Consider the following 21,640-nt stretch of genomic DNA (forward strand, 5'->3'; position numbering starts at 1 on the left):
TTATTAACCTCCACTAACTGGTGGTATCAACGCGATAGTGTCATTAGGCTGTACTATGTCATCGCCTTTGACAAATTCCTCATTGACCGCTACTTGAAATTGTTTATCACTGATACCAGGATAACGTTTAAATAAATCTGTCAAAAACTCATCTACAGTAATATCATAACTCAAATCAATATCTTCTGATGTTTTTGCTAAAATCTCTTTTATTTCTGCAAAATACAACACTTTCATATCTTATCCCCTCCCATTGCATCCTCATGGTAACCACGTTGGTGACCTTGCCATTCAGCGCCATCTTCCCAAATTTCTTTTTTCCAAATCGGCACTACTTCTTTAATTCTTTCAATTGCATATTCATTTGCTTGATAGGCGTCTTTACGATGTGGGGAAGAAACACTTATCAGGACTGCAATATCTGATATTGCTAACGGTCCAATCCTGTGGACTATAGCAGTTTGTGTACCAGGCCATTTTCGTGAAATCTCATCACCTATTTGAGCCAATTTTTTTTCAGCCATAGGGATATAAGCTTCATATTCTAGATACTCGGTCTTAACTCCTTTAGTCCATTCTCGTACATGCCCAGTAAAAATAACCACTGCGCCTTGATGTTCATTGAGTACATATTGACGATATTGCTCTGTTTGTATAGGCACGTTTGTGACTTCAAATTGCTTCATTTAATCCATTCCTTTTACGTTAACAAAAGATAATAACCACTGCTCAAATTTTTGCATCGCTAATGGCTGTTCTATATTAATGTCGTACTTAATATTTGATAATTCACTTAAGTATTTATAATCAATATCATCACGATATACAACTACTTTACTGTATTTTGCTTCTTTAAAACCTTCTACTATAACGATATCATTATCTATTGTAACAGATTTGGCTATAATTTCATCAAGCCTTTGATTTTCGTAACGCGTCACAGTTTGCTGAAAATGATGCCCCTGTACAATACTTTGATCTGCGCCAGCGTTAAAATGTCTCATATGATCAACTGTATTTGTTTGCAATGCAATATCAGAATGCCCTTTGTCCTTGCCACCGTGATGTTTTATGGTTGCCACACGCATACCATGAGATTTTAATATTTCAACCGCATAAGTCATGAGTGTTGTTTTCCCTGAATTTTTATAACCTACAATTTGCAAGATCATAATGTACTATCCAATTCATAAGCTTGAGATTCAGTTAAAATCACATTCACAGTATGCCCTTTTTGGTAGCCTCTTGTACCACTTGGCAACATAATCATCGCGTTACTGTGGGCAATAGCTACAACCGCACCAGATTTGTTGAATCCTGAAGGTCTGACGGTCATTTCTTTACCGTTAAAAGTAACTGTTGCTCGAATAAATCTCGTGAATGGGTTGGGTTTTTTAAAGTCTTCCATGAGTGTCGCTTGGACGATTTGCGGATAAATAGCTTTAGCACCCATCATATGTTGTATTGCAGGTTTAACGTATAATTCAAAACCAGTGAAACAAGCAGAAGGATTGCCAGATAAACCAAATAAATATTTACCATTAGCAACTGCTACTGTCGTTACACTTCCCGGTCTCATTGCAATCTTATTAAACAATACTTCAGCATTGATAGCTTCATAAATCTGTGGCAAATAATCAAAGTCTCCTACAGAAACACCTCCAGTTGTAACCACAATGTCATGATTAGCCAATGCTTGACTTACAACTTCGATATTACTGTTTAAATCATCTTGCTGAATTTTATAAGTGTTAACCTTTAATTCATGTTTTTTCGCCAATGCTGTTATCATTGGTCCATTGGAATTTCGAATTTTTCCAGGTTCTAACGCATCACTGACATCTAACAATTCACTACCGGTCGCAATAATGGCGACGCTAGGTTTTTCATAAACTGGGACTTGTGTATAACCATATGTCGCTAAAACAGCTATAGCGCCTGGATTAATCTGTTGCCCTTTTTCTAACACTACATCTCCGACTTGTGTTTCTTCACCTTTTAATGAAACATTCTCATTTACGTTAAACGATTTCCTTATTGAAAACTCCTGATTACCTTCTATCGTTTGCTCAAGCATCACAATTGCGTCAGCGCCTTTAGGTATTTCTGCACCTGTCATAATACGCACTGCTTCAAACTCACCAACTTTTTTATTTGAAACCGAACCTGCACCTATGTGATCAATAACTTGGAATGTAATCCGATTATCACCACTTGCGCCTTCTGTATCAATACTTCTTAACGCAAAACCATCGTACGGCGATTTATGAAATCTTGGTATCTCATGTGTAGCCACAATATCTTCAGCTAAAATGTGATTTAAGCTGTCCTCTAAAGCTAATGTTTTTACATCCATAAAAATAGCTTGATTAACCACACGTTTAATGGCTTCACTCACTGGAATTGGGTTTCTTTTCTCAACAGACATCACAATCTACTCCTTATAATTAATAATTTCGTGATATACTAGAACTCGATTAGGAGGGATATTTTGACTGAATTCACACATATTAATGAACAAGGTAATGCAAAAATGGTAGACGTTTCTGATAAAAATATAACAAAACGTTCTGCTATTGCGCACTCAAGCATTACTGTAAATTCAGATATTTATCAACAAATCGTTGATCATACGAACCAAAAAGGCAATGTACTCAACACCGCTCAAATCGCTGGTATTATGGCGGCTAAAAATACTTCAGATATTATACCGATGTGTCATCCACTACCTCTAACTGGCATTGATGTCACTTTTGACTGGCAAGCAAACAAACAAACTTACACACTCAATATCCAGGCTACCGTGTCTACTACTGGAAAGACTGGTGTGGAAATGGAAGCACTTACGGCAGCTTCAGCTGTGGCGCTTACTGTATATGATATGACAAAAGCTTTAGATAAAGGAATGGTCATCGGCGAAACTTATCTTCTTTCTAAAACTGGTGGCAAATCAGGTGATTATAAAAGATAATCATTAGCATCTCATATTATATAAAAATAGCATTCGAGACATCAAAGATAACTTCATCTCAAATATAGTACGGCCACTAGAAGATGACAGAAACAAAAGCAAGCTTATATTAAACACTTTCTCTAGTCATGGTTTTATGATTGCCGGGGCGAGACAATGAAAGCATTTTATAATGATGCTCCATGTCCCGCCCTATTTTATTTAGTAATTTCTTGTACTAAATGGTTTAATTCTGGTTTGATTAGTTTGTTTAAAGCTAATTTTACGGCACCAGTAGAGCCAGGTATACTAAAAATTAATTTGTCATTCACAGTGCCTGCAATCGCACGAGACAACAAGGCACGCGTACCTACATCTTCGGTGTAGCTAAGGTATCTAAACAATTCTCCGAAACCTTCTATTTCTTTTGTGATCAAACTTGAGACCGCTTCAATCGTAACATCTCGTTGTGCGATACCAGTACCACCTGTAGTAATCACAACATCAATATCTTCTAATAACCAACGCTCTATTTGTTGGATGATAGCTGTTTGTTCATCTTCCACAATTTTATAATGCGCTTTTGAAATAGTAACGTTTAAAGAAGATAGTAGCTCTATAACTAATCTACCACCTTTATCTGTTTCATAATCTCTTGTATCAGAAACCGTTAACACAGCGCATTTAATATCTCTATCTAGCTTTACATTAGTATGCATAATGCCTCACCTCTACCCAAATAATTGATTAATTAAGTTAATAGCTTGTTGTGGTTTGGTCATACCGTGAATCAACATTCTACCACCTTTAAAGCTAACAATTCTGTGCTTTTTATATTCAAAATGTAACATATATGGATTACGTTTATAAGGTATAGCTTGGTGTATTAAAAACGTTTCCAACATTTCCTGGGAAATATCTGAATTCTCATACTGTACTGTATCTCTCCCACATAAACTTGCAAACTGTCTTTCAGTCGCATTGAGGTGTGGGTAGGTAGGCTGGGAGCCACAAGTTGGACATGATGCATTATAAAGTTTACTAAAGCCAAATGTAAAATGCGTACCTTCCCAAATATCTCCGTACGTCAATTTTGGCGTGGTTGCTTCACCAATCAATATCTTTAGCGCATCTCGTAATTGCAAACTTGTTGTCATAGTAACTGCAGGTTGGATGACCCCGACAGTATCGCAAGTCATATTAATGACTGGTAATTGTGGCATTAGACAATTGAAACAAGGCGTTTTATCAGGTATAAATGTAGATTCTACATAAGTGCTCTGTACCACACCACCATAAATCCAAGGAATAGTCGCTTTATAAGCAAAATCATTAACCAATTGTCTTGTTTCAAAATTATCCGTTGCGTCTAAAATAAGTTGTACATCTTGAGCATATGTTTCTAAAAATAGTCTATCTACATGTTCAATATATGGATTTAACTTCAAATCTTGACGTATCGCCATTAAATTACGCTCGGCAGCAATTACTTTAGGTAAGCGCTCTTGTGCATCCATTTCTGTAAACATTGTTTGTCGTTGCAAATTACTATATTCAATATAGTCTCTATCTACTATCGTTAACTCACCTACACCAGCTCTCGCTAAACCTTCAGCAAGATGTGTACCTAGAGCACCCATCCCCACAATTAATACATGCGCATTCATAATTTTTTCTTGCCCATTAGAACCTATATGTTTAAATAACATCTGTCTTGAATAACGTGCTTCATTCACGATGACATCCCTCACTTTGCGTCGTTATTTCTATTATAAATCTTGGATTACTTTGTAACAACGGTTTGAGTGCATTATTCGAAAAACGAGCGTATTCCCTATGTTTAAATTAAAATAGATTAATGTGTCTCTAATGCAATCATAAACTAGCACCAGTACTTAGTTATTAAAATATTATGTAGATTAGTAGTGCTTCTACAAGTATTTAAATGATTGTATTTGTTTGCCCAATCTGATCTTTCTTAGAATTACAACGGTGTCTGATTAGAAAGATTAAATGCTGGTTTATGCTTAATCATTTTCACTGTTATCACTTCAAACTTTAATTTTCAAACTGTCATAAGCAATTGTCGATGAGATCCCCGCTTCGCTTAACTGTCGTTCTAATGCTTTCGCTTGTAATTGAGTTAAACTTTCTGTTGCTTCAATATGCGTGAAATATGTATGTTTAGCGTTGATGTTTTTAGCAATTTCCACACATTCTTCAAACGTAGCTTCGCCTAATGTACTTAACATACCTTCCTCATGAATTCGCTCTTTTGTAACAGGGTTTACTTCATTACTACCAAAAGGTAAGATAGCTACATCTACATCCTTTACTTTATTAATCGGTTGAAAACCTTTGATTTCATCTGGGATTATGAGTAGTCGTTTGGTAGGTGTAGTTATATAAAAACCAAAAGCAATTTTTTCTGATAATTGAATCCATTCAATCGTTGTATCTTTAATCGTAATCTTTGCATTATTACTTACAATTTTTAATTCAACAACCCCTATTTGTTGTAAATACAACAAATGATTCCAATGCCCCAAATATGTTTTAAAATCTTCTACTTCTTGCGATGTTAAATATATTGTTGTGACTTTCGATTGGGGTATTGTGTTCACAAAATCAAAATTAAGTGTTTCCCAAATTCTAAGACCCATTGTATGATCTGGATGCCAATGTGAATATATACCATATTTAATATCGGCTATTTTTGCTTGTCTTAACTGATAAAATATATCTTCTGAACTATCAATTAAAAGTTTCAAATCGTGAATAAAAAGACCAGGACCGGTTCGTATAGGCGCATCTTTATGTTGTGAAACTGAATCAAAAAGTGAAGGCACGCCTCCCGCAGTTCCTAAAAATTCTACAATCATTATAAAAGGTCTCCTTGCTATAAAATTATGCTTATTATATACACTTATCACACCAATATTCAAACTTCTAATCTAAAAAGAGCAGAAACAAAACCAAATTTAGATTTGATTTTAATTCCCACCTTTTTAAATAGAAGCTATATTTTAAAAGTTATTTATAGACATGGCTTCACATACCATTTATTTCCAATTTTTATACATAATATCATTTTAAACTTTTAAACTTCACACTATAATATCACTCGATATTGATAACTTCATGTGCTAGCCGTGCTGCTTCATAATTAGAATGCGTAACAAAAATGATTGGAATTTGCCATAACTTAAAAATGCGTTTAACGAGTGAAATACTCTCTTCTTTAGTCGTATCATCTAAACTAGAAAATGGCTCGTCTAATAATATTAAATCTGGTTTAGTACTTAGTGTTCTAGCTAACGCTACACGTTGAGATTCGCCGCCCGAGAGCCGAATTGGAAATTTAGTTTTCAAATGTTCAATATTTAATTGAGTAATTAAAGTATCAATATGATCAGAAGGTCCTGCCATAAATGTAATATTTTGAAAGACGTTCATATGCGGAAATAACTGATAATCTTGAAATAGATAACCTATATTACGATTTTGAATTTTTACATCAATATGATTGATTGTGTCTGTCAGAGTATGATTATTTATGCTTATTAGGGCTTGATCTGGTTTTCGTAAACCTGCTAGCATATTTAATATTGTCGTTTTACCGATGCCTGAAGGGCCCTTAATTGCATAAATTTTAGGTTCAGCATCTTCAATTTTAATTCGGAGTTGTGTTTGATTTAGTAAATGCTTTAAATCTATTGTTAACATTAACGCACCTCTCGATAAACATCTTTATTTAACACATTAATTGTACCGATTACAGTTACAGCAAATGCTACCAACACTAATACCCAGAGCCATGCTTGATTCTCTTTTCCTTGTTCCACTAAGAAATATATCTCTAATGGTAATGTATTAGTCTTATTAGGAATATATCCCGCCACCATTAACGTAGCACCAAATTCACCTATTGCACGCGCAAAACTCATCATGATGCCTGATAATATAGGTCTTTTAGACAATGGAAGAATAATTTCAAAAAATATTTTACGCTCACTTGCCCCCATTGTTCTAGCCGTATTCAACATCTTGTTATCAATACTCCGGAAGCCTTGTACAGTATGCTGATACATTAATGGGAAACTAACGATAATCGACGCTAACACTGCTCCAGTTAATGTAAATACGACTGGCAAATGTAATATATCCGTAAAAAATGAACCAATTATACTTCGTGGAGAAAACACTATTAATAAGATAAATCCCATAACTGTCGGAGGTAAAACAATGGGTAAAACAATCATACTTTCTAGTAATCTAGCAATAAAACCATGACGTTTATACAACCATCTTGATATAACAATACCTAAAATTGTAACGATGATCGTACTAATAATTGCTACTCTTAACGATATCCAAAATGGTGTGACATCTGGCATTTATAAGACCTCCTAAGCATTGAATTTATATTTTTTTAAAATTTCTTTTGCTTCGTCTGTTTTTAAGAACTTAACCCATTCTTTAGCTAAGTTTTTATCTGAAGTTGTAGCTGATTTATATGTAATTGGATTTTTTAGGTTTGCAGTTTCAATTTCTTTCACTTTACTTTTTCCATTTTGCTGACTTTGGTATAAATCTGTTTTATAAACATACCCTAATTGAGCATTGCCTTTTTCTACATAATTCAATACTTGTCGCACGTCTTTTGCAAAAACTAAATGCGGTTTTACATCATTAAAAAGTTGATTATCTTTTAAATATTGCTCAGCATATTTCCCTGCAGGAACTGACTTAACTTCACCAATAGCTAACTTATCATCATCTTTTAAATCTTTCACGCTTTGATAGTCGCTATCTTCAGCGCCAATTAATACTAAAGTATTTTTGGCATATTGATATTTATTTTGAGCTTTTTCTCCTAAAGCATCAACATCTTTTGTATTCGCAGACATAAAAACATCAACAGGCGCCCCCTTTTCTATTTGTTGTCTTAAAGCACCTGATCCACCATAATTAAATGTAATATGTGCATCTTTATGCTCTTTTTTGAACGCTTTTTCTAAATCTTTAGTTGCATCCGTCAAACTAGCTGCGGCTGCAATATGTAGTTCGTGTTTGGCATCGTTGCTATTAGATTTTTGTTCATCATGATTACCTTCAGTATTGGAACATCCTGCTATCATGAGACACATCATAATACATGCAAAAATGATATATTTACCTTTTATTTGCATTTAATCTCCTCCTATTTCTTTTAATTATATGCTTATTCATTTCAAAAAAAAAGAGCAGATACGTAAGTAGAAATTACCTTGTATCGCTCTTTATATGATTATTTATTATTATAAAGTTTCAATAAAACGCTCAAACGCCTCTTGACCCTGTGACGTATTTTTAAATACGCCTGCATCTTCTAGTACACGTTTGAATTTATGTCCAACTTCTTTTTCGATGATTTCATCGACATTTTTTTCATTAATATCATAGTTTGCTTTCATTTCTTCAGCCCATGTCTGGTGCGCGCCTAATGATTGCTGATGATTTCCTAATAAAAAAGCCTTAACTTCTTGCAGTTCTGTTTTCAATCGTCCAGGTAGAATAGCTGTACCCATGACTTCTATCAGTCCGATATTCTCTTTTTTTATATGTTGTACATCTTTATGAGGATGGAATATGCCATCAGGGTAAGTTTCTGATGTCTGGTTGTCCCTTAAAACAACATCCAGTTCATACTGACCATGTCTAAAACGTGCAATAGGTGTGACAGTATGGTGACGGTCACCTTCATCACTATATGCTCTGATTGCTACACTTTCATCTGAATAATTATTCCATGCGAGCCTAATACATTCTGCTGCTTCTATTAAGTTTTCTTTATTAGTACTTTTGAGGCGTATCACACTCATTGGCCAATGTAATGTAGATGCTTCTACGTTTGTAAACTGTACCAATTTAAAGTTTTGAAGTTCTTTAGCATTATCCATCGGAAAGGTATGTCTGCCAGATTGATAATGGTTATGCGTAAGAATCGACCCACCAACTAACGGTATGTCCGCGTTAGAACCAATAAAATAATGTGGAAATTTGTCTACAAAATCCAATAATTGCACAAATGTTTGTTTATCAATATTCATTGGCACATGCTCTTTTGATAGAACGATACTATGCTCTTTAAAATAAGCATAAGGTGAATATTGAAATCCCCATTGCTCATCTCCTAAATTCAGTCTCACTATACGATGATTTGTTCTTGCTGCTTGCAAAACAGAGCCTTTAAATCCTTCATTTTCTAAACATAATGCACATTTAGGATAGTCTGTTGAAGGCGCCTCTTTAGCTTTAGCGATTTGCTTTGCATCTTTTTCGGGTTTAGATAGATTAATAGTTATTTCAAGATCGCCATACTCATTTGATACGTCAAAATGGATGTTATTTGCTATAGCATCTTCTTTTACGTAATGATTACGTTTCGTAATATTATAAAAATAATCGGTAGCTTCTTTTGCGTTTCGCTTGTACAATTCATTAAATTGATCGTTAACCACAGATGGTCGCGGTGTAATTAAATCTAAAATCTGAGCCTCAATAATTTCTTTATTATACAATGCGTCATCAATACAGTTTGCTTTTATTGCTTCTTGAATCCAGTCTTGCGCAATAGCATTGGCTGTAGCGTTTGGGCTAAATTTAGGTGACGCTGTGTCGTCTATACCAGATGCATTTAAAATACTGATCAACCTGTTTTGAATATAAATGGCATCTTCCTTTTCATAATCACCATATGTGGTAGCATATGAAACAAATAACTGCACAGAATGTTGATTCAATAACATGCATTATACCTCCTGATATCCGTTTGGATGTTTTTCATGCCATTGCCACGCTGAACCGATAATATCGTGAATATCGTCATGTTTAGGTTTCCAACCCAATATTTGTTGCGCTTTATTACTTGATGCAACAAGTTTACTTGGATCGCCTGCTCTTCTTTCCCCAACAACAGCGTTGATTGGTTTATTTGTTACTTTTCTTGCAGCTTCTAAAATTTCAAATACAGAATAACCTTGGCTACTTCCTAAATTAAAAGCTCCAGATTTTCCGCCATTTTTCAAATGTTGAAATGCTAAAATATGCGCGTCAATTAAGTCTACAACATGTAAGTAATCGCGTATACAAGATCCATCTTCTGTATCATAATCATCGCCGAAAATCGTCAGTTCTTCTCTTTGACCCAGTGCAACTTGCAATACGATTGGGATTAAGTGTGTTTCTGGTCTATGATCTTCACCGATCACGCCATTTTCTTTTGCACCTGCCACATTAAAATAACGTAATGCTGCATAATTAACACCATAAGCTTCGTGGCTCCAGTGCATCATTTTTTCCATCATTAATTTACTTTCGCCATAAGGGCTCGTAGGTGTTTTAGAATCGTCTTCTGTAATTGGTACAGCATCTGGTTCTCCGTAGACAGCTGCTGTTGATGAGAAAACAATATGTGCTACATGATGGTCGTACATTACTTCTAATAGCACCTGCAAACCATAAACATTATTATTAAAATATGCTAGTGGTTTTCCAACAGATTCTCCAACTAATGAATAAGCACAGAAATGAAAAACGCCTTCAATATCTTCGTTTCCAAATACACTTTCTAAGAATGCCTTATCACGTATATCGCCCTCATAAAATTTTGCCTCATTATGCACAGCTGCTCTATGACCAGTTCCCAAGTTATCTACAACTACAACATCGTAACCTCGATTGATTAACTGATCTACTGCATGACTTCCAATGTAACCTGCGCCACCTAATACTAATACAGACATAAAAAAATCCTTTCTAATTTATATTTTGTGTTTATATAGTTTTAACGCCATCACTGATACCTACATGATAAAATGATGGTTCATAACCTATTTTTGCCAAGTATTTTTTGGAAACTTCATCTTCTAATGCTTTGATTTGTTTTTTGTGTACTAACGCAATCGCACATCCTGCAAAACCTGCACCAGTCATTCTTGCTCCTAACACGCCTTCAACTTGTTGTGCTGTTTCAGCTAGCGTATCGAGTTCCATGCCTGTTACTTCATAATCGTTTTTCAATGATGTATGTGAATCATTTAATAACTGACCAAATTTTTCAAAGTCGTTGTCGGATAATGCTTGATGTGCAAGTTTAGTACGTTCATTCTCTGAAACAGCATGTCTCGCTCTTCGCCGTTGTACTTCATCCTTAATCAGCATTTGATACATTTCAAATTGATCCATTGTTAACTCACCTAAAGACTGAATATTTAGTTCTTGCTGTAATGATGCCAATGCAGATTCGCACTCACTTCTACGTTCATTATATTTACTTTCAGTTAATGAACGTCGTTTATTTGTATTCATAATTGATATGACATAATCACCAAATTTGGCGGGAACAAAATCATATTCTAATGTTGCTGTATCTAATAAAATAGCATGTTCTGATTTACCCATTCCAATAATAAATTGATCCATAATACCAGAGTTAACACCCATAAAATGATTTTCTGTACGTTGTCCTATTTTAATAAGTTCTAGTCGCTCTAAATCCAAATTAAATAATGCTTTTATCAACCAGCCTGTTAATAGTTCAATAGAGGCTGATGACGAAAGACTTGCACCATTCGGTATATTCCCCTCCACCAAGATATCAAAGCCTTGGTTTATACCAGGAAAAGATTCTTTTAAATATTTTATGACCCCTTTAGGGTAGTTTGCCCAGTCATCGTCCTTCTCAAAAACCAAGTTATCTAAATCTAAAGTTATCATGCCAATATTTTCAAAATTATTAGAATATAGACGAATCAATTTATCGTTTCGTCTAGCAGCTAAACCGTATGTCCCTAATTCAATTGCTGCTGGGAACACATACCCTCCGTTATAATCTGTGTGTTCACCAATTAAATTAATACGCCCAGGTGCAAACGCACTTACTTCAGCTTGCACATCAAATAAATCTTTAAACTTATTGCGCATTGCTTCTATCATAATAATCCCACTCCTTTTTAAAGACGATATAAAAAATACAATTTATGGTAGTAAACTTAAATAAAGTTTACTTGTTTACTAAATGTTTTGTCAATGTGCTTTGTTTTTTACTTTAAATGTAGCACGTTCTTTTAATTGTGCTTCTGCAATGACATGAATAGCAATTTGTCTTGTATTATTTATTCTTTCTTCTGCCATTCTTACTGCGATTCTTCCGTACTCATCTATAGGTATATGTACGCTGCTGATAGAAGGAACTGCATATTGAATAATTTCCAAATCATTAAAACTAATCAATTTAACGTCATCTGGTAAAGTGATTTTTTCTGCTTGTAGTTGCTGTAATATGCCGATTGCAACCATGTCGTTACCAGCAATAAACACTTGAGGTAAATGATTTGTTTTCAATAATTCTTTTACTGCATTTACACCGTCCTCTTTATTCCAACCGTTAAGCAATGATTCACTTATTATTTGGCGTTTTTTACACCATTCCGTAAAAGCTTTAAATCTTACGTCTTCAATTTGTGTATTATTTGAAGTTGGCAAACCTTCCAAGTTTTTGATCGTGTGTGTGCCACCTACATAAACAATATGATTTAATCCTGTGTTATCAATATCATTTAATAATTGCAGCATGGAATCATATAAATCTGAATATACTGCGTCTATAGATTTAGGCGTATTAGGGTTATTAATGACCACAATGTTATGGTTATATTTCTGTAGTTCTAAAATTGATTCGGACGAAAAGTTCCCTACCACAATAATAGCTCCTGCTTTCGCTATTTTAGTTATATCTATATCATCATGTTCCCCATCAATACGTAGCGTTCTCCTTAACGATAAATTTAATCGTTTAACCTCCGCTTCAATTGCTAACCTAATTTCTCTGTAATATGGATCAGACATTTCTTTTGCACGTGAAGCATAAGTAATAATTTGAATACTTTTATTTTTTCTTTCCATTTTTTTATATTGTAAATTTTCAGCGGTTTCATGAATTCTTCGTCGTGTTTTTTCTGCTACAGATAATGTAGGATCGTTATTTAATACACGTGATACTGTGCCAGGGCTCACTTCCGCTTCGCGCGCAATGTCTCTGATGCTAGCCATTTAGCTTTTCACCTCTTTATATTTGTTTACTATAAGTTTACTTCTATGCATCCTATATAGCAAATATATTTATTGTAGTTAAATTAGTTCAGAGTAGTACAAATTAGGCTTCTTTTAAAATATTTTATTAACAGGTGTTATCAAGATTACTAGGAACAAAAAAATGGAATAAAAAACATGTTCATCTTTACGGGATATTGTCGCCTTTTAAAATATTTTATGTCCTACGCATATTGAAACTGTTTATTTTTTTTGCAACTCGAAATGCGCTAAAATAAATAAGTGAATATGAATTGGGGGATGAATAATATGAATGAAGACGTTTTAACAAATCAGCATATTGTACGATATGAAAATGGTAATCTTATAGAGACGACTGACCATTATGTCACAGAATTCCCATTAACCATCATGGTCAACGGAGAAGAATTTGCTACGGTCATTTGTAGTCCAAATCATATGGAAGAACTGGTCCTAGGATTTTTAGCATCAGAAGGTGCTATTTTAAAAAATGATGATTTAAAATCAATTCAAATAGACGATAGTAAAGGGTTCGCTCATGTTGAATTAACTAAATCACTCAATGAACGTTTTGAATACTCAACTAAGCGGATGATTGCCTCGTGTTGTGGTAAAAGTCGTGAATTTTATTTTCAAAATGATGCGGCAATAGCTAAAACATCTATGTCAAAAATCACTTTAATCCCGTCTCAAGTACTCAATATGATGACACGTTTACAAAGTGCAAGTAAAATTTTCAAACAAACCGGCGGTCTTCATAATGCTGCTATTAGTGATGGTGAAGCTTTTTTCGAACATAGACAAGATATTGGTAGACATAATGCACTAGATAAACTTTATGGTTATTGCATTCAGCACCATATACCTATCCGTGATAAAGTGCTCATATTTAGTGGTCGTATATCTTCTGAAATACTTATTAAAGCTGCTAAGATTGGCGTTGGCGTTATTTTATCTAAATCTGCTCCAACCACATTAGCAGTATCGCTCGCCCAAGATTTAAATATTACTGCAATTGGTTTTATTCGTGATGGCAACTTTAATGTTTACAGTCATCCAGAGCGTATTACTGCAACAAAAACTAATTAAAAAGCGGGACAACGATTTCATTTTTTAAATGATTTCGTTATCCCGCTGAAACTACCGGAACTGAGAAAAGCGCACGAAGATTGATACTTTTACATACCAAGCGACGCATCTTCAACAATGATATAAACTGTGTTTTTCGACTTCTCTTAAATATGTTCTTTTACAATATGATAACAAAAGCTTATGTATACATAGCCTTGTTTAACATACATATCTTTTGCACTATCTTCTCCATCAGCAATCAAAATGATTGGTCTTCGGTTAGCTAACTTTGCTACAATGCTTTGCATAACGCTACCAACACCTTGTCTTTGGTAACATTCTAATACACCAAAGCCGTCGATTTCCACTGTATCTTCTGTCACAATCAAATCTAATATACCAGCTGGTTGCCCATGTTTGTAAGCGATAAGACGCGTCTTGGCATCATCATTAAAGTGATTTTTAATCATCCGCGTGCTTTCTTCAACGTAGCCTTCACCATATGGTGCTGCGAATTGCCTATAAACACTAATATAATCCTCTAGCGTTGTTTCATCTACAAATGCCACTTTCACTTCGTCATCTGCATGACCTTTAAATTGTTGTGGCTCAATCGCATATAACTCCATTAACCCCAATTCAAATTGTTCATTGTTAATCAATGCTATCCATTGTTGATCCAATTCAACATTTTCAGGAAAAGTAAAAGTTAAATGATTAGAATTTTGCTGTTTATGCATATGTGTCTGTGTAGCAATATCCATTTTCCACTGGTAAATCGAAGGCATTTGTTTATATACCCACTTATTAGCATCAAATACTAAAGGGGTAGTTGGCGTTAAATAAATTGATTTATACCAATCATTATCATAAATATCACCGGGTTGAAAAATATCATTTAAAGATATATTCATAACTACCTTGCCCCCTTACTCATAATAATTACTTAAGTAGTTGCTTAAATTGACTATGATTTAACATGATATTACCTATAAAACTAGCTATCACAGCTTTAATAATATCTGCTGGCATAAATACAAAAGAAAGCAACACAGATTTAGACATTGGTATGTTCGTCATAATTCCCATTAACAGCGTACCTCCAATATCTAATAAAACTACGCCTATCACTATAGTTGTAATTAATAATACAACAAAATTAATTTTTTTAAAATATAAGTCTCTTACAAGTCCAATAAGGTATGTAATGACTGGGTACATAAATAAAAAGCCTGCTGATGGTCCAGCAAACACACCGATACCGCCTCGACCGCCTGATAGTAACGGAAGACCCGTAGCCACTAACAATAGCAATACAATAATACTTAATGTCCCATATTTACGTCCTAATAAAATAGCAGCTAAAAATATACCAATATTTTGTAGCACAATTGGTACAGGCATAATAGGCAGCGGTATGGCAGGTATAAAGCCTAATATTGCAATAATTGCTGTCATTAGTGCCGTATAAACTAAATATTTTGTTGACATCATCAAACCTCCTTTGATGATGAAAATTATACCATTAATGTAAACTATATAAAATAAAAAGTTTACATTAATGGCGCGTCATTTCATTTTAATCCAAAAAAGCGAGATAATGAAATCTCATTTTTTAAAAGATTTCGTTATCCCGCCAATGGTGATCAACTAGAAAAAGAAATACATAAGCTAACGCCCTGTACAAAAACTTAATATAAAATCACTTCTTATTAACTAACGGCTAACAATATTTTAGATGTATTCAAAATATTGTTTGATATCATTCAAATTTTCAAATGATTATTTGCACCTTGGTCTTTTAAGAGTGGGCTTATGAATTTAGATTTAAAAATTTCTCTTTTAAATCTTTTCTCATAAACTCTAAGGTATATGGATCATTGTACCAGTATGCTTCTGCTTGTACCTCTATAACTCTATCATTTTGAACAGCCGGTAAATTTTTCCAAAGATCTGTTTTTTTATAACCTGGTTCTGATTTGCCTTCACTAGTTGAAACAATATAATCACCTGCATAGTCAGCAAGTTTTTCTTGTTTCACTTCAGCCCATCCTTCTTTTTTAACTAATTCAGTTAATTTCTCAGGTGCTTTCAAACCGAATGCTTGATACATCACTTCACCGCCGCGACCCCAGTTAGGACCATAAGTATAAAGTTTTTTATCAAACTCATCAAAAATTGAGACTGTGGCATCTTCCCCAATTTTATCTTTAATTTCTTTTCCATCTTTTTCAGTTTGTGCTTTCCATTTATCTTCCCATTCTTTTACTTTATCTTCTTTTCCAAGTAGCTTACCTAACTCTTGTTGTTGATCTAAATATTTATGTTTACCATAGTCATAAGCTACGGTCGGCGCAATTTTTTTATACTTTTTGATATTTTTATCATTAGAATAAACTACAATCAAATCTGGTTTCGTTTTTGCTACTTTTTCAACATCATTTTCCCCAATTTTTTCTACGCCTTTAAATTTATCTTTTAAAATCTTACTACTATCAACTTGTTCGTTTACTGCAACTATATTACCACCTAAGTATTTAATGCCACCAGCATACGTTGGCGCGACAACTGCAATACGTTTAGGGTCTTTTGGTATATCAATTTTCTTACCACTATCTAAAGTGTAAGATTTCGTCTCTTCTTTTTTATTATCAGTGTCGTTTTCTGACTTATTCCCGCAAGCAGCTAATACTAAAACAAGTGCGATAATTGAAAATAATAATTTTTTCATAATGTTCCCTCCATTGAAAATGATTATCAATACCATTGAATTATATAATGCTTAGTCTTTTTTAACAATAGTAAAATATGAAAATTTTTACTAATTTTAAAGTTAAAAAATAAGCCTCCTAGGTTTTTAGGAAGGCTCATTCAAACATAAACCGATTATCTTTTAATTTTAATTCATAATGCTTGGGTATCTCTAGACCACGGTAAGCTTTCGTATAGCAAACCGTCGCCTTGACTATCAAAAGGCATCACGTTAATACAATGAATTTGTACAACTTTGCCTTCTATATTAATATAATCATATAGAAATAACCCATCGATTTAATTCATTATTTTGATACCACATAACTATTTAATATTTATACTCGTCATTATATAGGCAAAAACATAAAGCTATGAAGTTTTTGACAAGTAAAATACAAATGGTATCAAATTGGTTCCAATGTACAATAGCTAATCAAACAATCCCATCAGTGATTTAGATATATTAGTATAAGCCATATCTTCCATCGGCGGATTATGCAACCCAGCACGCATATCTCTATAATAACGTTGCAATGGACGTTCCATTTCTAAGCTTTTAGCGCCAACAATACGCATTGCAATATCAATCACTTCTAGCCCTTGATTCATAACTAATACTTTACTAGCTGATGTTTCATTCCAAACCGGCTCATCTTGCTCATGATTGTATAGTGCGGCCGTGCTCCATAAAAAATGACGGGCTGATAGTAATAATGATTCCATTTTACCGATATTTTGTTGGACAGTTGGTATATCACCAATGGCCCCCTCTATACTTGCCGGGCTATAATTCTTAGCAAAATCAATTGCATAATCTCTTGCTGCTTGAGCAATCCCTAAATAGGTACTAGGAATATGTAAAATCCATCCATTCGGTTTTTTTCCGCCTGCCCCTCTAATTTCAACAAAATTTTCTTCTGGAATAAAAACATCATTTAAAATTAAATCATGACTTTCAGTAGCACGCATACCTACCATATTCCAATTATCTGCAATTTCAACACCTGGCGTGTTTTCTGATATCAAGAAGAAACCTACTTTATCTATTTCTTCATAATATGCACTGACAATAAAATGGCTCAATCTTTTACTCATTGAAGTGAAAGTCTTAACACCATTCATCACAAAACCATCGTCCTTTTTAACTGCATTAGTAGCCGGTCTAGCGCCACGCGTTGGACTTCCTGTTTCTGCTTCACTGATAGCTCTATTAACCAAAGCACCATGTTTCACAGAGATTGCAAAGCGATCTAACATGTCTTGTTCCCAAGCTTGCTGCTCATATAATTGTCCAACGACGCTAAGATGCCAACCTATTGAAAGTGCTGTAGCACCATCAATAGCTCCTAAATAGGTTTGTAGCACTACCATATCTTCGACAGTCGCACCTTCCCCACCATAAGCTTTAGGCAATGTTAATAATGTATAGCCTTCTTTGACCAACCAATCAATATTTTCATATGGAAAACGTGAATGTTTATCGTTATAATCAGCTTTTTCTTTAAATTGTTCTTTGACCGTATTGAATTTTTCTATCCATTTCTTTTGAATACTCGTATGTATTAATGCAGAATAATTCACTATGTCCACCTCTTTTTTAGCCTTTTCTTTATTTAAACTTAGTGTAACACTCGCTTATAACGAAAGAAAGTCTTCCAAACAATAAATCCTTACTTTACCGATAGGGTTTATTGTGATACTTTGTATTTATTGATAGTCTAGGGGGTAAAAAAATGATTTCAGTAAAACATTTAATACATAAATATAAAGACAATACCATACTTAATGATGTGAGCTTTTCGCAAAACAAAGGTACTGTGACAGCTATTATAGGTCCAAGCGGTTCAGGTAAAACAACGCTCCTTAGAACATTAAATGCATTAGCTATACCAAAATCGGGCACCATCCAAATTGGCAACAAAACATTTGTGGGTGATAAGCATTCCAAAAAAGAGATTTCCCAACTCCGAAAAAACTCCGCTATGGTTTTTCAAAACTATAATTTATTTAAAAACAAAACTATTCTGGAAAACATTACTGTAGGGTTGATACATGGTAAAAAAATGCCAAATAAACAAGCAAATGAAGTAGCTATTTCTTATTTAGAACGTTTTAATTTATTAAATCAAAAGGATAAATATCCTTCTCAATTATCAGGTGGCCAAAGCCAACGCATCGGTATTATTCGCGCTTTAGCACTCAATCCAAAAGTATTACTTTTAGATGAACCTACATCTGCACTTGACCCTGAATCAATTCAAGGTGTTTTGTCACTCATCAAATCCATTGCACAAGAAGGTATGACAATGGTCATCGTCACACATGAAATTCAATTTGCTAAAGCAATTGCCGATCAAATTTTATTTATAGATGAAGGTGAAATATTAAAGGAAGGTTCACCTCAAACCGTTTTAGAATCCTCTGATTCTAAAAGGATAAACCGTTTCTTAAATACCGTAGAAACGGAGCGTGAATTAACATGAACCACAATAAATACTTTCTTCTAGTTATTGGGGTTTTTATTACAATGCTGTTAAGCGGGTGTAATAAAATGGAAGAATCCGATAATCAAAAAAGTAAAAAAGAAATTAAAGTAGCTATATCTGCAGAAGTGAACCCGCCATATTTATATACAGATGAACATAATGAATTTACAGGGTTAGATATCGATTATTTAAAACGCTTAGAAAAGAAGTTACCTCAGTATCAATTTAAATATGAAGTTGGTGAAGAAGAGTCAAATTTAGTCGGTATTGGCGCTGGGAAGTTTGATATGGGCATTAATTGGTTTTTTAAGACACCTGAACGAGAACAACAATTTCTTTATCAAGATGTCCCTTATAGTTACGCTTTACCTTTAATTGTTGTTAATAAAAATAATGCTGATATACATTCGCTAAACGATTTACCGGGTAAAAAATTAACTCCGATGGCACCAAGTGGTGGTTTGTATTCTATATTATCTCAATATAATAAATCACATACTTCAAAGATTAATATTGATACCATCCAAGAACCTTCCAATGGTGACAATTTAAAAATGATAAGTGATGCTAGGCGCGATGCCATATTTTTAAATTGGAACACATACAACGCAATACAGAAACAAATCGGCGCTGACGTTAAAATTGGCGGCATCGTAAAAAAAGAACCATTGCATATTGTCTACAACAAAAAACATCAAAAATTACATGACGATATCGATCAAGCTACACAAGAACTTAAAAACACAGGTGAATTACAAAAACTTTCTAAAAAATATTTCGATATTAATGTATTTGATGATTTAGATGAAATCAATAAGCAAAAAGATAAATTGGAGGTACAATCATGAATGAACCTGTAAATTGGCTTTCTTTATTTGGGCAAGTTTTACAACAATTACCTTTGACTCTATTAATATTTGTACTTTCTTTTGTATTTGCGCTTATACTCGGCTTTGTGCTAGCAAGTATTCGTATCAAAAAGATTAAGATACTCTCAACAATCGTTCGAGTCTATCTATCTTTTATTCGCAGTACGCCTTTAATCTTGCAACTTTTTTTAGCATATTTTGCATTGCCACAACTACTATTAATCATACAAATTGATTTAAACCACTTCAGCAGATTATTTTTTGTGATTTTAGCGTTTACCTTACATACAGGGGCTTATCTATCTGAAATTATAAGAGCGGGATATCAATCTGTAGATTACAGTCAAATTGAAGCGGGTCTTTCAGTTGGATTATCTTATCCTCGTATTTTAAAGGAAATCATTATACCTCAAGCTTTACGTAATAGTATTCCAAATTTAACAACCCAAATCATTGAACTATTAAAAGATACATCGCTAGCATTTACTATTGGAATTATAGACATGATGGGGCAAGTTAAATTAATTATTGGGAATAATTATGGGTTAGGTATGCTAGAAGTATACATCGTGATATCAATAATTTACTGGTCCATTGCACTGATAATCCAAAGTACATTTGCTCTGATTAACAAACGAGCCCAAAAACCTTATAGCGTTTAAGGAGGAAAACATTTTGCCATTTATTATTTATACAATATTAGAAGTCCTTAAAGGTGTACCAAACACAATAATGATTTCCCTTATAGCAATGATTGTCGGGCTGATTATTGGAACACTATTCGCGTTTATTCGAACTAAAAATGTACCCATACTCTCTCAACTTATCGTTATATATAATTCATTTTTTAGAAGCACACCGCTCATTGTTCAATTATTTATGATGTATTATGGGGTGCCAAAGCTCATTATGTGGTCCAATGAACAATTCGGTTTTGCAATAAATCCTGATGTTTTCTCGCCGCTAATCATCGCGTTTATTGTTTTTTCTTTACATGCTGTTGCTTATTTATCAGAATCTATCAAAGGCGGTTTACAATCCGTTGCTAATGATCAAATTGAGGCTGCTCAAACAGTAGGTCTTTCAACATTAAGAACCTATAAAGAAATTATATTGCCACAAGCATTTAATTACGCCCTTCCAAATATTGAAAATCAATTTATCATGCTTATCAAAGGTACTTCATTAGCGTTTGCTGTTCAAGTTACTGAAATCATGGCTGTCAGCCATGTTATCGCTAATGAAGGTTATCGCTTTATAACAGTATATAGTGTTGCCGCAATATTTTATTGGTTACTTGCTATTTTGTTAGAATTGGTGTTTTCAAAAATAGAAAACCGCACATCAGCTTATATGTTCACTAAAACTTCAGCATAAAAAAGAACAGAACGGAA

General features: G+C 33.9%; 24 protein-coding genes. 6 read left to right on the forward strand and 18 right to left on the reverse strand.

The features are described from left to right. Positions 1 to 3 precede the first annotated feature (3 nt). The 4 genes from moaD to KA894_RS07565 are packed head-to-tail and all read right to left on the reverse strand — an operon-like array spanning position 4 to position 2,428. Positions 4 to 237, reverse strand: coding sequence for a molybdopterin converting factor subunit 1 (moaD, locus tag KA894_RS07550; protein ID WP_096808661.1), 234 nt, complete (start codon positions 235 to 237; stop codon positions 4 to 6). Beyond that, positions 234 to 686, reverse strand: coding sequence for a molybdenum cofactor biosynthesis protein MoaE (locus KA894_RS07555; RefSeq protein ID WP_096808660.1), 453 nt, complete (start codon positions 684 to 686; stop codon positions 234 to 236). The genes moaD and KA894_RS07555 overlap by 4 nt, the downstream gene beginning before the upstream one ends. Beyond that, complete coding sequence (mobB, locus tag KA894_RS07560; protein ID WP_096823767.1) at positions 687 to 1,172, reverse strand: molybdopterin-guanine dinucleotide biosynthesis protein B; 486 nt, start codon at positions 1,170 to 1,172, stop codon at positions 687 to 689. It abuts the gene before it with no gap. After that, positions 1,169 to 2,428 carry a molybdopterin molybdotransferase MoeA gene (locus KA894_RS07565; RefSeq protein WP_119487687.1) on the reverse strand — a complete coding sequence of 420 codons (1,260 nt, stop codon included), beginning with the start codon at positions 2,426 to 2,428 and terminating at the stop codon, positions 1,169 to 1,171. Before KA894_RS07565 ends, mobB begins: the two co-directional genes overlap by 4 nt. A 63-nt stretch (positions 2,429 to 2,491) precedes the next feature. On the opposite strand from KA894_RS07565, the gene moaC reads away from it, so the two are divergent. Next, positions 2,492 to 2,971: a cyclic pyranopterin monophosphate synthase MoaC gene (gene moaC / locus KA894_RS07570; RefSeq protein ID WP_096808657.1), complete on the forward strand. Its 480-nt coding sequence runs from the start codon at positions 2,492 to 2,494 to the stop codon at positions 2,969 to 2,971. A gap of 197 nt (positions 2,972 to 3,168) precedes the next feature. On the opposite strand, the gene KA894_RS07575 is transcribed toward moaC, so the two are convergent. From KA894_RS07575 to KA894_RS07620, 10 genes are all read right to left on the reverse strand, one after another. Beyond that, positions 3,169 to 3,669 (reverse strand): MogA/MoaB family molybdenum cofactor biosynthesis protein, encoded by a 501-nt coding sequence (locus KA894_RS07575; protein WP_096808656.1) that lies wholly within the window; start codon positions 3,667 to 3,669, stop codon positions 3,169 to 3,171. 12 nt (positions 3,670 to 3,681) lie between these two features. Beyond that, the gene (locus tag KA894_RS07580; protein ID WP_115341999.1) at positions 3,682 to 4,686 is read right to left on the reverse strand and encodes a ThiF family adenylyltransferase; all 1,005 of its coding nucleotides are present in this window, start codon (positions 4,684 to 4,686) and stop codon (positions 3,682 to 3,684) included. Positions 4,687 to 5,001: 315 nt separating this feature from the next. Further along, positions 5,002 to 5,832 carry an MBL fold metallo-hydrolase gene (locus KA894_RS07585; RefSeq protein ID WP_119487688.1) on the reverse strand — a complete coding sequence of 277 codons (831 nt, stop codon included), beginning with the start codon at positions 5,830 to 5,832 and terminating at the stop codon, positions 5,002 to 5,004. Between the two features lie 238 nt (positions 5,833 to 6,070). Then, positions 6,071 to 6,676 (reverse strand): ATP-binding cassette domain-containing protein, encoded by a 606-nt coding sequence (locus KA894_RS07590; RefSeq protein ID WP_115341998.1) that lies wholly within the window; start codon positions 6,674 to 6,676, stop codon positions 6,071 to 6,073. Further along, the gene (gene modB, locus KA894_RS07595; protein WP_096808652.1) at positions 6,676 to 7,347 is read right to left on the reverse strand and encodes a molybdate ABC transporter permease subunit; all 672 of its coding nucleotides are present in this window, start codon (positions 7,345 to 7,347) and stop codon (positions 6,676 to 6,678) included. Before modB ends, KA894_RS07590 begins: the two co-directional genes overlap by 1 nt. Before the next feature lie 12 nt (positions 7,348 to 7,359). Then, positions 7,360 to 8,136, reverse strand: a complete 777-nt coding sequence (modA, locus tag KA894_RS07600) for a molybdate ABC transporter substrate-binding protein (protein ID WP_103372526.1) — start codon at positions 8,134 to 8,136, stop codon at positions 7,360 to 7,362. 114 nt (positions 8,137 to 8,250) lie between these two features. Next, positions 8,251 to 9,741, reverse strand: coding sequence for a UDP-glucose--hexose-1-phosphate uridylyltransferase (gene galT, locus KA894_RS07605; RefSeq protein WP_096808651.1), 1,491 nt, complete (start codon positions 9,739 to 9,741; stop codon positions 8,251 to 8,253). Positions 9,742 to 9,744: 3 nt separating this feature from the next. Further along, the gene (gene galE, locus KA894_RS07610; protein ID WP_096808650.1) at positions 9,745 to 10,737 is read right to left on the reverse strand and encodes a UDP-glucose 4-epimerase GalE; all 993 of its coding nucleotides are present in this window, start codon (positions 10,735 to 10,737) and stop codon (positions 9,745 to 9,747) included. Between the two features lie 31 nt (positions 10,738 to 10,768). Further along, on the reverse strand, positions 10,769 to 11,929 hold the full coding sequence (locus KA894_RS07615; protein ID WP_096808649.1) for a galactokinase: 1,161 nt from the start codon (positions 11,927 to 11,929) through the stop codon (positions 10,769 to 10,771). A gap of 90 nt (positions 11,930 to 12,019) precedes the next feature. After that, positions 12,020 to 13,045: a LacI family DNA-binding transcriptional regulator gene (locus tag KA894_RS07620; protein ID WP_115341997.1), complete on the reverse strand. Its 1,026-nt coding sequence runs from the start codon at positions 13,043 to 13,045 to the stop codon at positions 12,020 to 12,022. Positions 13,046 to 13,354: 309 nt separating this feature from the next. On the opposite strand from KA894_RS07620, the gene fdhD reads away from it, so the two are divergent. Continuing rightward, on the forward strand, positions 13,355 to 14,155 hold the full coding sequence (gene fdhD / locus KA894_RS07625) for a formate dehydrogenase accessory sulfurtransferase FdhD (protein WP_103372509.1): 801 nt from the start codon (positions 13,355 to 13,357) through the stop codon (positions 14,153 to 14,155). A 146-nt stretch (positions 14,156 to 14,301) separates the two neighbouring features. Here fdhD and KA894_RS07630 read toward each other — a convergent pair whose 3' ends face one another. The 4 genes from KA894_RS07630 to KA894_RS07645 form a co-directional block, all read right to left on the reverse strand. Then, positions 14,302 to 15,051 carry a GNAT family N-acetyltransferase gene (locus tag KA894_RS07630; protein ID WP_103372508.1) on the reverse strand — a complete coding sequence of 250 codons (750 nt, stop codon included), beginning with the start codon at positions 15,049 to 15,051 and terminating at the stop codon, positions 14,302 to 14,304. Between the two features lie 28 nt (positions 15,052 to 15,079). Continuing rightward, a complete protein-coding gene (locus tag KA894_RS07635) occupies positions 15,080 to 15,628 on the reverse strand; it encodes a biotin transporter BioY (protein ID WP_096808645.1) in 549 nt (182 codons plus the stop codon). Between the two features lie 322 nt (positions 15,629 to 15,950). Next, on the reverse strand, positions 15,951 to 16,868 hold the full coding sequence (locus KA894_RS07640) for an ABC transporter substrate-binding protein (RefSeq protein WP_103372507.1): 918 nt from the start codon (positions 16,866 to 16,868) through the stop codon (positions 15,951 to 15,953). 452 nt (positions 16,869 to 17,320) lie between these two features. Next, positions 17,321 to 18,472: an acyl-CoA dehydrogenase family protein gene (locus KA894_RS07645; RefSeq protein WP_096808643.1), complete on the reverse strand. Its 1,152-nt coding sequence runs from the start codon at positions 18,470 to 18,472 to the stop codon at positions 17,321 to 17,323. 152 nt (positions 18,473 to 18,624) lie between these two features. On the opposite strand from KA894_RS07645, the gene KA894_RS07650 reads away from it, so the two are divergent. From KA894_RS07650 to KA894_RS07665, 4 genes are all read left to right on the forward strand, one after another. Further along, on the forward strand, positions 18,625 to 19,374 hold the full coding sequence (locus tag KA894_RS07650; RefSeq protein WP_096808642.1) for an amino acid ABC transporter ATP-binding protein: 750 nt from the start codon (positions 18,625 to 18,627) through the stop codon (positions 19,372 to 19,374). Between the two features lie 68 nt (positions 19,375 to 19,442). Then, positions 19,443 to 20,225 (forward strand): amino acid ABC transporter substrate-binding protein, encoded by a 783-nt coding sequence (locus tag KA894_RS07655; protein ID WP_369970492.1) that lies wholly within the window; start codon positions 19,443 to 19,445, stop codon positions 20,223 to 20,225. Further along, positions 20,222 to 20,908: an amino acid ABC transporter permease gene (locus KA894_RS07660; RefSeq protein WP_115341995.1), complete on the forward strand. Its 687-nt coding sequence runs from the start codon at positions 20,222 to 20,224 to the stop codon at positions 20,906 to 20,908. Before KA894_RS07655 ends, KA894_RS07660 begins: the two co-directional genes overlap by 4 nt. 13 nt (positions 20,909 to 20,921) lie before the next feature. Beyond that, positions 20,922 to 21,623, forward strand: coding sequence for an amino acid ABC transporter permease (locus KA894_RS07665; RefSeq protein WP_096808639.1), 702 nt, complete (start codon positions 20,922 to 20,924; stop codon positions 21,621 to 21,623). The last annotated feature ends 17 nt before the right edge of the window (positions 21,624 to 21,640 follow it).

Origin of the sequence: Staphylococcus sp. GDY8P131P, assembly GCF_017891975.1 — a bacterium.
In the GTDB taxonomy this organism is placed as follows: domain Bacteria; phylum Bacillota; class Bacilli; order Staphylococcales; family Staphylococcaceae; genus Staphylococcus; species Staphylococcus nepalensis.